17 protein-coding genes and 1 pseudogene are annotated in these 12,230 nt (G+C 37.5%); 2 read left to right on the top strand and 16 right to left on the bottom strand.

From position 1 onward, the window contains the following. Positions 1-272 precede the first annotated feature (272 nt). The 6 genes from JCM19038_RS21030 to catA all read right to left on the bottom strand — a co-directional run bounded on the left by JCM19038_RS21030 (position 273) and on the right by catA (position 3,475). A complete protein-coding gene (locus tag JCM19038_RS21030; RefSeq protein WP_052361678.1) occupies positions 273-536 on the bottom strand; it encodes a hypothetical protein in 264 nt (87 codons plus the stop codon). A 3-nt stretch (positions 537-539) separates the two neighbouring features. Then, entirely contained in the window at positions 540-791 is a 252-nt protein-coding gene (locus tag JCM19038_RS21025) for a hypothetical protein (RefSeq protein WP_052361676.1), read from the bottom strand. Positions 792-885: 94 nt separating this feature from the next. Further along, positions 886-1,416 carry a DinB family protein gene (locus JCM19038_RS14000; RefSeq protein WP_042419148.1) on the bottom strand — a complete coding sequence of 177 codons (531 nt, stop codon included), beginning with the start codon at positions 1,414-1,416 and terminating at the stop codon, positions 886-888. A gap of 82 nt (positions 1,417-1,498) precedes the next feature. Further along, positions 1,499-1,876 (bottom strand): DUF4440 domain-containing protein, encoded by a 378-nt coding sequence (locus JCM19038_RS13995; protein ID WP_152549455.1) that lies wholly within the window; start codon positions 1,874-1,876, stop codon positions 1,499-1,501. A gap of 15 nt (positions 1,877-1,891) precedes the next feature. After that, positions 1,892-2,500, bottom strand: coding sequence for a CPBP family intramembrane glutamic endopeptidase (locus JCM19038_RS13990; protein ID WP_042419143.1), 609 nt, complete (start codon positions 2,498-2,500; stop codon positions 1,892-1,894). Positions 2,501-2,827: 327 nt separating this feature from the next. After that, a complete protein-coding gene (gene catA / locus JCM19038_RS13985; RefSeq protein WP_042419141.1) occupies positions 2,828-3,475 on the bottom strand; it encodes a type A chloramphenicol O-acetyltransferase in 648 nt (215 codons plus the stop codon). A 219-nt stretch (positions 3,476-3,694) separates the two neighbouring features. Between catA and JCM19038_RS13980 the strand changes: the two genes are divergently transcribed. Then, a complete protein-coding gene (locus tag JCM19038_RS13980; RefSeq protein WP_042419138.1) occupies positions 3,695-3,895 on the top strand; it encodes a hypothetical protein in 201 nt (66 codons plus the stop codon). Positions 3,896-4,528: 633 nt separating this feature from the next. Here the strand turns inward: JCM19038_RS13980 and JCM19038_RS13970 are convergent. Next, positions 4,529-4,762 (bottom strand): YczI family protein, encoded by a 234-nt coding sequence (locus tag JCM19038_RS13970; protein ID WP_042419132.1) that lies wholly within the window; start codon positions 4,760-4,762, stop codon positions 4,529-4,531. 38 nt (positions 4,763-4,800) lie between these two features. After that, the gene (locus JCM19038_RS13965; protein WP_042419129.1) at positions 4,801-5,760 is read right to left on the bottom strand and encodes a YafY family protein; all 960 of its coding nucleotides are present in this window, start codon (positions 5,758-5,760) and stop codon (positions 4,801-4,803) included. 100 nt (positions 5,761-5,860) lie between these two features. Between JCM19038_RS13965 and JCM19038_RS13960 the strand changes: the two genes are divergently transcribed. After that, a complete protein-coding gene (locus tag JCM19038_RS13960; RefSeq protein ID WP_042419308.1) occupies positions 5,861-6,394 on the top strand; it encodes a dihydrofolate reductase family protein in 534 nt (177 codons plus the stop codon). A gap of 42 nt (positions 6,395-6,436) precedes the next feature. Here the strand turns inward: JCM19038_RS13960 and JCM19038_RS13955 are convergent, their stop codons facing one another. The 8 genes and pseudogenes from JCM19038_RS13955 to JCM19038_RS13920 form a co-directional block, all read right to left on the bottom strand. Then, entirely contained in the window at positions 6,437-6,766 is a 330-nt protein-coding gene (locus JCM19038_RS13955) for a DUF2834 domain-containing protein (protein ID WP_042419126.1), read from the bottom strand. Positions 6,767-6,786: 20 nt separating this feature from the next. Beyond that, positions 6,787-7,005 carry a hypothetical protein gene (locus JCM19038_RS13950; RefSeq protein ID WP_042419122.1) on the bottom strand — a complete coding sequence of 73 codons (219 nt, stop codon included), beginning with the start codon at positions 7,003-7,005 and terminating at the stop codon, positions 6,787-6,789. 188 nt (positions 7,006-7,193) lie between these two features. Beyond that, the gene (locus tag JCM19038_RS13945) at positions 7,194-7,406 is read right to left on the bottom strand and encodes a hypothetical protein (protein WP_042419118.1); all 213 of its coding nucleotides are present in this window, start codon (positions 7,404-7,406) and stop codon (positions 7,194-7,196) included. A gap of 105 nt (positions 7,407-7,511) precedes the next feature. Beyond that, positions 7,512-8,042 carry a TlpA disulfide reductase family protein gene (locus JCM19038_RS13940; protein WP_042419116.1) on the bottom strand — a complete coding sequence of 177 codons (531 nt, stop codon included), beginning with the start codon at positions 8,040-8,042 and terminating at the stop codon, positions 7,512-7,514. A 563-nt stretch (positions 8,043-8,605) separates the two neighbouring features. Then, a pseudogene (locus JCM19038_RS13935) lies at positions 8,606-9,431 on the bottom strand (ABC transporter permease). Further along, the gene (locus JCM19038_RS13930) at positions 9,428-10,375 is read right to left on the bottom strand and encodes an ATP-binding cassette domain-containing protein (RefSeq protein ID WP_152549454.1); all 948 of its coding nucleotides are present in this window, start codon (positions 10,373-10,375) and stop codon (positions 9,428-9,430) included. Before JCM19038_RS13930 ends, JCM19038_RS13935 begins: the two are co-directional and overlap by 4 nt. Then, positions 10,368-11,216 (bottom strand): SDR family oxidoreductase, encoded by an 849-nt coding sequence (locus tag JCM19038_RS13925; RefSeq protein ID WP_042419112.1) that lies wholly within the window; start codon positions 11,214-11,216, stop codon positions 10,368-10,370. Before JCM19038_RS13925 ends, JCM19038_RS13930 begins: the two co-directional genes overlap by 8 nt. Further along, positions 11,213-12,100, bottom strand: coding sequence for a YafY family protein (locus JCM19038_RS13920; protein WP_193745137.1), 888 nt, complete (start codon positions 12,098-12,100; stop codon positions 11,213-11,215). Before JCM19038_RS13920 ends, JCM19038_RS13925 begins: the two co-directional genes overlap by 4 nt. Positions 12,101-12,230: the final 130 nt, after the last annotated feature.

The following is a 12,230-nucleotide window of genomic DNA, read 5'->3' as shown; positions in this document are numbered from 1 at the left end:
TATTCTCAAGGACAACTTCTGGATAATGATTCTCAACCAGCAGATACAACTCATTTAGAAGCAACTCTAATTCTAAGATACTTTTTTTAAGTGGGCCAAAATTAATCCTTTCTAGTCGCTCTTCTAAGTTGTTTGGTTTGAGCCTGAATTGACTGATTACCTGACTGTTCCATTTAAAGACCGGGTGTTGGATGTATTCTTGATTGATGGCATAGAACATATAGTTATAATTCAGTTGAACTGAACTAATGACTTGCTTCAATATGAACCAATCATCTTTTCATCAACGCTTCACGATCATTCCATCGATTCGTTAGTTTCATATACTTATGTATCATCGCGATCGTTAGTTCTCTAGGGTATGGGGTCACTTGTGCCACAAGTTCATCGTACAATTCATTCCCTAAGACTGGAATGCCACTTTTAATACTCGAGACTATTAATTGCTTATCTATTGAAGTGTCATATTCCTTTGTAACTTCGTTCACAATTTCTTGTACGCGTTTGGTTAAGAAGTTGCTAATTTCATACTTCACATGTTAATTCACATAACTTTCTGACCATTCATCCTCTTCAAAAGGGTGAAACTCAATTATTTCTCCTTGTAACTCTTTTATTGGCTCCTTTCGATCCTCGTCTGTTGGGGCTTCGTTCCAAAGCACATAGATCTCAATATCCGATAAGTGGTCCGCCCACCCTCGTGATACTGAACCTGCAATCATGACTAAATCAACGTTTGGATTGTTACGATAGTACGCGCTGATTGCCTTACCTTTTTCAAGTAATTCCATGACATCACCCCTATTACATTATGCCGTTAAATCAATCAAATAATAAGCGCAACCAGGCTCTTAAGCCTTACTTGCGCTCAGTTGCTGAATGTGTTTAATTTACGGTCGCCTTTTCTTTTATTAAACGTCTAATTAATTTTATCTGACCTCTATGACTGATTTCATCTTCAATAACATGAAACCATAAATAATAGTTATTGTACGGTGTTCCATCTGGAAAATGCCTCTCTTCATAGAGCCATTGGTCATCTTGCTCTTTAAGGAAATCATAAGTCACTTGCCTTACCTTACTCAGCTTTTCTAAATAGTACGGTAAATCATTAGAATGAATCTCTGTTCTTCTTTGCTCACCCATTTGCAAGGCTGTTGTCCATTCTTTCTCTTCCTGCTCATTGAACATGCGATCTACAAACGACATGACTTGGTGTAAATATTCAATCGATGCCATATGTGAAAGTAACATACCAATTGAGTTACTATTATGATCATGAAGAAAATCCAATTCAATCGTTGTTAACTCAGAAAGTTCAAATTCTGTCATCGTTCTTGTTAATTCGAGCATGTACATGAGTTCTCCTATTGCTTGATCGTAACCTTCTTTTGAGTGAAATTTAGGGTTAAACATCGGATCATCCTTTTCACAAAGTATACTACCATTCATTGTTTACGTAATGAGAATAGTAGGATGAATCCGATTAGCCAACTGCTTACCCGTAATGTTCCATATGTTGACGATAAAGCTTCCAGCCTGTCGTTTCTTTTTTGAATACCTCCACTGTCAACACAGTCGTTTGCTTCTGACCTTCAAGATAGAAATCAATCGTTGCTGTCAGAATCAATTCATCGTGCTTACGTAGATTATATGTAAGGTCGTTATACTCGAATGTAGGATTTTTTCCTTGGTATCCTATAAATGTTTGTACATTGTCATCACGATACTCTTGCCCTCTATACACACGATAATCAACGTCATTGTAATATCCAAAATACCCAATAAAGTCATCTGAAACCCAACCATTAATTCTCTCCACATCTCCAAGATTCAAATCAGTACGGTAGTTCGTGATCGCGTCCCATACTTCCATTTTCACGCCTCCCTTTTATATGATGTTAAACATAATAAAAATCGCGCCAATAAAGTTGCCGACTGAATGGATTAACCAACTCGGTAAAATTGATCCTCCAGACTTCATTTCGTTCATCCAACCTAAAAGATAAGCACAAACGCCTGTTACGGTAATAATCATCATTGCTACTAAGAAGTTAGTGATAAAAATAAACATGATGCCGTGCACGACTCCAAAAATGAATGCTTGCACGAAGTTGCCTAAACGAAAACCTAGCTTGTTTATAAGCCTCTTCGCAACAAATCCACGAAAAAAGATCTCTTCGGATAAACCAGTTTGGATAAATGCATAAAACAACGCCGGGATGATTGCTACGATACCGTATCCTGCGAATTGTGCGATTGCAATGTCACTGGAGTCACTCAGTCCACTGACTGCCATCAACCCGATAATAGCTAGCATAAGGAAAATCATTCCGATGAAGTACGCACTATATTTTAAAACAGACGTATTCATCTTTATTCGATGTAAGCCAATGTAGCCAAAGAACTTTACGTCTTTTCTTGCGGTTAACAGCCAAAAAATAAATGGAATAGAAGTAAAGAGCAACACTTGCAAGATAGAGCTTAAGATTAATTTCACTGCAGTACTTTAAACAGATTTTCATTACGATTGGATTGTTACTTAAAGAAACCACGAATAAACGCTCCAACATAAACGGCAATTTCAGCTAACACTGAGAACCAATCCTTCTTTGTAGCCTTTGCTTTTTTGTTTGTTTCGTTACTCATCTGTTTATACCTCCATAAATAAAAGGCTTTTTCGAACACCATTAACAGAACATTTTTTATTTTACATTAACACATGTAGATAAGTAACTAAAAACTAAAGAACCCACGGAAGAACCCTACAGCTCGCTCCTTCATTAAAAAAACAGCTGTGAACAAACACAGCTGTTTTCTAGTACATTTATAACCATTCATTTGTGGTATTCGCTAATTCTTGCAATTGATTCATAAATGATGCTGCATGATAGCCATCACAAACCGCGTGATGCACTTGTAATGAAACTGGCAAATACGTTGCTGTACCTTTAGAATAATATTTTCCCGCCGTAATAATTGGCAATAAGAAATTGCCACCATTACCGACATTCAAATTAAATCCACTAAAAGAGTTCCATGGAATCATTGATATCGGAAATGTATTGGCTGGGATCGGGGTCTTGGGAAATAGACCACCAATGTGATTGTACTCGGCTACATCACGATCATAGTCTTCTTGGAAAGTTAAAACGTTGCCTGTTGAATCTGTCCAAAGGTTAGAAAACGATTGTTTTTGGTCATCAAAAACGGTATAGAGGGGAATTAATTTCTCCCAATAGCCGAGCTTGCCTTCCTCATTGAAACTTATTCGAAATGATTCATTTGCATTAATGACTTCTGTCACCATGTAAATAAATGTTGGGTAGAATTTGTATCCTTTTCTTTTAATTGCTGCTTTAAATGAACTAATCTCTATATCTGTTGTCATGCTAAATGTCGTTTGTTGATTTAAATAGTGATTAAAGTATTCTTTGCGTTCCCAATTCTCAAGAGTAATCGGATTAAATGTCATTTTTATTTGCCTCCTAAATTAGTGCTTAACAATGATTTAGGAGGCCGTTTCATCTGTTTTCTTCAAAATGGTTCACCTTTATATGAGTCGTACTCTTAATTGTATAGTAAGTTTCTTGTGAAAATCAACGCGTGCTATGCCTTTACATCTGAATCATTTGTCGAATTGTTATGACATTGTTTCAGTGAACTCGGGTATTGGATAACAAGAGGTGATCGTATGAATCGTTTTCTAACCGTTCTTCTTTTTATTCTAATCCCAACAATTGCAATGCCGCTACTGTATATGATTTGGTCCATGCTCTTTGGTGACGCACGATCTGTTACTTCAATTTTAGTATATGTGCTGACAGGTGCTATTTTTGGTCTCATTTTTGTCGGTTTACGGTTGTTAATCGTCGGCAAGTTATGGGGTGAATAGCAGCAATGCTTACTATTCTATGGATCACACCAAAGAGATTGAATATACTAGCAAACTAGCTTTAATTGCTATTGATAGCAAAATGAGTATCGCTGATTGAAGTTTTGATATGTGCCACATTGCACCAAAGTCTCCCCAAGGATTCCTTGTTCTGATCGTCATAACAATGCTCATCCCTAAATAAACAATGTAGATAACAAGTGCTGTTAGAAGTAAGGAGATGCTTAACGGAGGATAACCTATAACAACATTGAAGATAGGTACACAGATCAATATAAATACCAATTCCGCAATAAATCCCGCATTAATAAACCGAAATGAATAATGACCGTCTCGATCGTATTCGAAATAAGCCTCTTTATATGCTTCATACTGGAGAGGTGAAATCCAATTCCCATGTTTCTTAATCGCTACATGAGGTAGAAGCGTTTTCATCTTAATACGTATTTTCTCTTTTGGAATTCCTATATACCTACCAAGAAGGTAATGCCCGGTTTCATGAACAAAAGTAAGTACGATACAAAACACGCTATTGAAGATCAAATAAAAGACAAATGAGCCAATCTTTATCCACCCCCATAGTTCATAACGCTCTACTCATTGGACAACTGGGTAACTTTCAACATGTCATTTCTAACTCGTTAGGAAGTTATTTATTGAAACGTACAACGAAAAGAGTGCTACTAGGAAGCAGAAGATCGCAAAAAAACTACGATCTTTTTTAAATTCATCGACCCCCATGATGATAAACATAATCCCTAAAAGCCCTATTGTATACTTGCTAAAATCATAGTTTTCAGTAATGATACTAATTACCGATAACACGACAACTACGATGGCTATCACAAGTCTTAAAATCAGTAACAATGGTGTACCTCCAATCCTTATTTATGAAGATTTCCTAATTACTCTTTGTAAAAATCAATTACGGAATTTGCTAACGATACCACTTTACTTTTCAACTCCTTTGGAGCAATAACCTTCATTTTATTGCCAAATCCCACGATGAATTCGACAGCTTCTTGTTCTGCATTAAATCTTAACGTTGCCTCGATCCACTGATCTGGATTTGAACTTTTTTTTTTTATCACTTGAACAAACTTACTCGTAAAATATAGCCGTTTCATCACGGATGGATGAATTTCAACTTGGACGTCGTAGGCTGGTAAACGTTGAATGAATTCTTCCTTTGACTGTTCCCAGTACGCAGCCAATATGAAATTAGCTGGTCTTATAAAGGTTTCGTTATGAACGATGGCATTGTGTATGCGGGACACTCTGTAATTACGAAATTCCGTATCTCTTATTGCAACGAGATACCAAGTATTCCCCTTTGCTACGAGCCCTAACGGTTCAACCACTCGTTCATTTTGTTCCCCACCTGCTTGTTCATAGAGAATGGTTAACTTCTTACTTTCCCAAACCGCTTGTTGGACGGTCTTTAATGCATCAAGGTTCTCTTTGGACGCTCGCCACGTACTTGAATCAATATGAATTCTTTCCCAGATCGCTTCTGCCTCATCTCGATATGTACCTGGGATTGCCGCTAGTAACTTCTGGCGAGTGTCTAAGGCTCCACGATTTAACCCTAAGTCTTCAAGTACGTTTCCTGATGGGAAAAGAAATAACGATTTCATGTTATCTGTGTTGAGTCCACTCAATTGACTGCGAAAGTTATCTACTAATCGCCAACCTCCATCTTTTCCCCGTTCCGAGACAATGGGAATCCCTGCTGTGCTCAGCGCATCCATATCTCTTAGGATCGTGCGATCTGATACCTCTAGTTCATCAGCCAATTCCTTGGCTGTCATTTTCCCTCTGTTTTGCAACAAGATCATAATGGTCAACAATCGATCTGCTCTCATACAATTAATCCCCTTAGGTGAAAATATAAATAGATCTTTTAATATGACAAAAGGTGTCATGTTTTAATTGTATACTTACCTTACAGCAAAAAGAAAGGTGATGGTTATGAATCGAAAAGTCGTCGTATTTATTGCATCAAGTTTAGATGGATACATTGCTACAGAAGATGAATCACTAGAATGGTTATTTAACGTAGAAGGCGAGGGTGATAACGGAACTTCCGAGTTCTATGAAACCGTTGATACCGTTGTCATGGGTAAAAGAACGTACGATTGGGTAATGAACGAACAAGCTGGAGAATTCCCTTATAAAGACAAAGAGTGCTACGTATTCACACGTTCCACTGTTGAAAATACCGAGCATGTAACGTTTGTTAATGACGATGTATCACATTTTATTCAGAAGTTAAACCACGAGAAAGGCAATAACATTTGGCTTGTAGGTGGAGGAGAATTACTCTCTCACTTTATACGAGAAAAGTTAATTGACGAATTAATTGTCACAATTGCTCCGAGAATCATCGGTAATGGAATTCCATTGTTTAAAGCTGGTGACGATACGTTAGATCTTTCATTAAAAGGGACGCAGACGTTTAATCAATTCGTGGAATTACATTATACAGTGAATACGTAGACGTTAAGAAGCAGCTCGTTTTATTAGAGCTGTTTTATTAATTCACGCTTGATTTTTCTCTTGCTTCTCTATATGAATTTGTCGCAACAGTAGAAATAGAGGCAAGGCCAAAGAAACTCCAACCGTGAATGAAGCAATAATCGGAACCCAAAGATGCTTCATGCCCTTTCGCTTTCCTTCGTAAATAATAAAACCGATGACGACGATAATTGAGATGATGACATCCCACCAAGCAAATGCTCCCATTCTTGATTGGCTCATTTCAGCAAAAAACTGCGACATACTAAAACCATAACTATAAAGCCAAGGTAACAACTGAGAATAGGGGAGTATTGTTCCAAGTACTGCTAATACTCCATAAAAATACTTCATTTGATCACCTCTCTCCTAAATCATTCACAATAATAAATCGCTAAAAGTGTGCTACAGTCCCCTTGCATTGTCCCGAAATTCTTTATCATCTGGTAAAGAAAGACATGAAGACGGTATTGTTTTATGTTCGCTTTAGAGAGATTCTGTTCAAGATGCTTTTCTACTTCTACTATCTCTTCTTGGTCATAGACCGGTACAGCAATAACAGGATCTGTGTCACCAACATGTACTCTGTACATGATGCTCTTCCCACAAAGAATCCATAACAGTTTTCATGCTCAGTGGTCCCTTATGTAGTAACGTTAATAATGAAAATATAAAAACAACACAAAAAATCCAGGTGATTGCTCATTTACTTTTTCTCATTTATATCACGCCCATGCAAAGGTCACCTAAGCCCAACAAAATTCACACATTATTCATTTAATTATTGATACAACCTTTGTTTCATCATGACTTTATATAAACAAAGATTCAACATTGTTGCTAATCCTATTAACATACCTGTTGCAACAATAAAAGGAAATGCCCGTTCAATAATTCCTACGATATTCAATAACTGCAATGCCACAAGTGTAAAACCTACGATTGTTAAAAGTATTGATAAACAAATCAGCCATGGATTTCTTCGCGTTTTCAACGTTCCTCACCCCTAATTCAACTTGTGTCATCATATCATTTACGATGCGCTTAAAATGACAACTTAATTCTCTTGTAAACCAAGCAACGTTACGTTCCCAATCCATCATTCATTCTTATACTCAAAGTAATGTTCTATTTTTTTCTCTATTGCTTTCGAATTCAACTCACCAGACATAGCGTCTATAACGATGTTATCTTCGTCAATAAAATACGTCGTAGGGACTCCAGTTAAGTAAGGATAGCTAGTTTCAAACGCCTCATTACTTTGTAAAAATGATAGGTTGTAGTGCTGCTCTTGTAAAAACTCTGCTACCCCATGATCATTAAACTCTAAACTTTCCACATTAACGGCGAGAACTTTTACTTGTTCGTCATCATAGTAATCGTCTAAGTCATCTAATAACGGAAAGTTATCTTTGCACCTGTCACACCACGAAGCCCATAAATTAACGATGATAAAGCTTTCATCATAATCGTGAAGTGATACGGTTTGCTCATGATTTATCGTATTAATTCGAAAGTCTGGTGCTGCATAGCCGACTTGTGCGCTCTTTGGAGCGGAATATTGAATAATCAATACGATCACTACTACGGTTAATAAACTTACAACAACAGTGGTTATCGCTTTTTTCATAGAGAGTACTCCTTTCGTTCATTGGTTATAGAAGTGCATCCACCAGCTTTGTCATTCTAATTGTAGCGCTATTTAGTTACTAAATTAATCATTTTTGGTATTTGTATGAAGTTAACATGAGCTCGATCTAACATTTAAGGACGGGAATGGTATACTGTCAGGGAAATGATTTCTGTAAAAGGAGTTGATGGGATGTGACCTTCAGTTATGAGTTAATTTGTTACAGTTGCAAACGAACATTCCATGTTTATGAAGGATCTACTCTTTATAAGCTCGTCAAAGAGCGAAAAGGCACTTCATTTACATGTGAAGATTGTCATCATAAAGCACGCCTTGAGGCCATTAAACGGTTTATGAACTGATTAGATTATAGAAAGACAAGGAACACACTAATATAAACTGGTTCTGGCTAACTTCTTCATGCCTAAACTAGCTTTAACATTGTCAGGTTCGTAAATACCTTTGTGTAAACGCGCATTTCATCAACCTACCCTCATTACACAAGAAGACACAAGCAGGTTGTGACTCCTAACTTGTGTCCAATTACTAAAGGTTGGATTACGCTACTTATTGACGTTATTTCTAAATAAGTACATTGTAAGTGGTGCAAAGATGATGAAAAGAATGGCTGCAACTACCATTACTAAGGTAAGATCTTGTAAGGTTGCTGTTCCGTGCATTAATCCTCGAACAGCCGTAGTCAGTAAAGAGATCGGATTTATCGCTACGAACTTGTAACCAACCGGGCAACGTCTCCGGATCTACGAATACATTACTTATGAAAGTAAGCGGGAATATTACCATCATGCTTGCCATCATAATAGACTTCTCTGACCGCATTAGAATACCTAATGTCGTCCAAATCCATGAAAAACAAAACGAGAATACTAAAATGGTTACTACAGCAAGTGAAACACCTACTACACCGCCATCTGGACGGAAGCCTAAAATAAAACCTAAACTAATCATGATTGTCATCGCGATTGAATAGCGAATAACATCAACAAGTAGTGAACCTACTAATGTCGAAGGAAGCCATATTGGCAATGTTTTGAAACGGTCAAAGATTCCTTTTCTGATGTCATTATTTAATTCTGTTCCAGTGTACATCGTAATTTGAATAACGGTCATAACAAGAATACCTGGTAAAAGATACTGCAAATACTCTGTTGCTGAGCCTGATAGTGCACCTCCAAACAAATACGTAAACATCATGAGGAATATAATTGGAAATACAGTCACATCAAACATTTGTTCAGGAACATGTTTGATCTTTATAAGAGCTCTTGATGAAAAAGCTAGTGTAGCTTGCAACATACTAGGGTTCTCAGGGCGCTTAACCCCTGAAATCACACGTTGCAAACGGGTATGATCCATTTCATGACTCATCCTTCCACTCCTCCTATAGAATCGCTCGTCAAGTTCAAGAACGCTTCATCAAGAGTCGGTCTTCCTAATGAAAAGTCTGTAATCTCGATTTGTCTGTTTGCCAACTCACCTAGTGCAGAAGCCACCAGTGAAGGGTTATTCACTTGAGCACTCAATGTCATACCTTCTATCTGAACTTCTATTGTAAGCTTTTGTTCTAATATTTTCTTCGCTTCATTTAAATCTTTTTCACTCACAATCGTGATGTGAAGACGACTTAATCCAACTGAATCTTTTAACTCATTACTCGTTCCTTCTGCAATTAATTTCCCACGATTAATGACGGCAATGCGGTCAGCTAGTTGATCCGCTTCCTCTAAATATTGAGTAGTCAGTATAACCGTTGTTCCACCTTTAACAAAGGCCCTTATAACCTCCCAAACCTCGTTACGACTTTCCGGGTCTAAGCCTGTTGTTGGTTCATCAAGGAACAATATTTCTGGCGCGACAATAATGCTTGCCGCAATATCGATTCTGCGCCTCATTCCTCCAGAGTAGTTCTTAACCAATCTTTTCGCTGCATCTTCAAGTCGAAATGCTTCCAATAATTCACGGGCTCGTTCTTTAGCCTGTTTCTTTGGATATCCTAATAATCTAGCAAGCATCACAAGATTTTCTAACCCTGTTAAGTCTTCGTCAACGGAAGCATATTGTCCAGTTAAACTAATTCGTTTGCGTACTTCGCTAGCGTGTTTTTCAGTGTCATATCCGAGAATCTTCACATGGCCACCGTCTGGTTTTAGTAATGTTGAGAGAATCCGGACCGTAGTCGTTTTCCCTGCGCCATTTGGACCTAATAAACCGTAAACGATTCCTTTTGGAATCGATAAATGAAGACGATCCAAAACCCGCTCTTTCCCAAAGGACTTTACAAGGTCTTTCACTTCAATCGCTAATTCATCCATTTGTATTGCCATCCTTCTCAGGAAGAAAATAGTGTTTATTTTCTTCTGCCCATTGCTCAAATGTTCTTCCTTCTTTTCCTAGGATCTCTCTAACTGTTGGTAATACATGTAAACCAACTTCAGGTGTCTCAACGCTCATCTGAACAAAAAACTCAATGCTTTCTTCATCGAACCCTTTTTGCCTCCAATGATTTCTTGCTTCTTTTTCAGTCATTTCTTTGACAGGAATCTGCTTTCCAATTTGTTCTCCAATGATTTTTAGACAATCGATTTGAGAGATGAGTTCAGGTCCAGTGAGCGTGTAAAATTGATGATTATGTTTATCATTTATGAGCGTTTCAACCATCACTTCTGAAATGTCTTTTTCATGAATCATGGATGTTTTTTTGTCACCATAAAATGTTTCTACTGTGTCCCCTTTTATGATGATTTCCCTCCAATCATCCAGAATATTAGACATGAACCCTACAGCTTGCACAAATGTCCAATCCATTGAACTTTTTTTTAACGGCGTCCTCAACTGAGCTTCACCATAGAGTGTAAATAAAGTCACTTTATTCACACCTGATGCTTCAGCCATGCGAACAACTTCAGCACCTGTATTCAGGTCGTTTTCAAGTTGGTCACTTGACGTTAGCAGGTACATTGCATCTACACCTTCTAATGCTGACAGTAAACTCTCTGCATCCATAAGGTCTCCCTTAACTGCCTCCACACCTTCAGGGAAATGAGCGAAGTGGGGGTTTCTCGTTAAAGCTTTTACACGATACCCTTTCTCTGCTAAAACGTTTACCATATGTGATCCGATCGTTCCTGTAGCTCCAGTAACTAAAATTGTCATCGCTTATTTTCTCCTTTAAAATACAAAGTGTTCATTCTTCTCAATTCCTCTAAAAAGGCCATTCTTATTTCTTTAGGAGCAATGATTTCTACGTTTGAGCCATAACTAAGAATTACTGAAATCGCATAGTTATGGTCATAGAGAGGGGCATAAACATTGATGTGTTCATCATCAGTCCTAATGTCTTCAAATTGCTCGACCACCCTCCGCTTGACTTCTTCATCATTAGTAAAGCGTAAGTGTAGATATTCATTTCTCTTAGAATTATCAGGCTGAACCTTCGACCTAACTTCAAAATGCCGATCTAACAAAGTAATCTCATTTATTCTTGAAAGAAGAAAGATTCTTTCAGCATTTTTCTTTAAGCAATAAGCTTCTCCGTACCATTTGGAACCTTCAAGCAAGAGGTTTCGGGGTTCAACTTCTCGACATGACTGTTTTGCTTTTGCGTCGGTATAGTTCATTGAGATCACTCGGTTTTGATTGATTGCATGTAACCACAGTTCTATAGTCGAACGCTCTTTTTTTGAATGACTCATCGACATTAAAATTTTGTTGTCTTCTTTTTTTACCATAGGCTGGATCACAGCGATTTTGTCAGAGATGCTCTGAAATTGCGAAGTACCAACTTCAGTTAAGAGATGATAAACAGCTGATAAATCTTCTAAAGAAAATGATTGTTTGTTTATCGAGAAACTCTCCATAATTTGAAACCCACCATCCATACCAGGATGAGAAGCAATTGGAATTCCAGCTTGAGAAACTAAGTCAATGTCTCGATAAATCGTTCGAACCGATACTTCAAATTTTTTTGATAGCTCAGTAGCAGTAATCAGTTTATTTGTAGACATTAGATGAATGATGATCCCTAATAAACGCTCCAACCTCATATCATTACCCCCGTTACTTTGTATAGTATGACAACAACCCTGACATCTTATATGTCAGGGTTGCCAAATTTATAATAATCTATTTTTATTAATAAGTACTAACCCACTAAGAAAGGCGCAATCT

It is taken from the genome of Geomicrobium sp. JCM 19038 (assembly GCF_000698125.1).
In the GTDB taxonomy this organism is placed as follows: domain Bacteria; phylum Bacillota; class Bacilli; order Bacillales; family Marinococcaceae; genus Geomicrobium_A.
The sequence above is the reverse complement of the archived record's forward strand: the minus strand, read 5'-3'. Positions and strand labels throughout refer to the sequence as shown.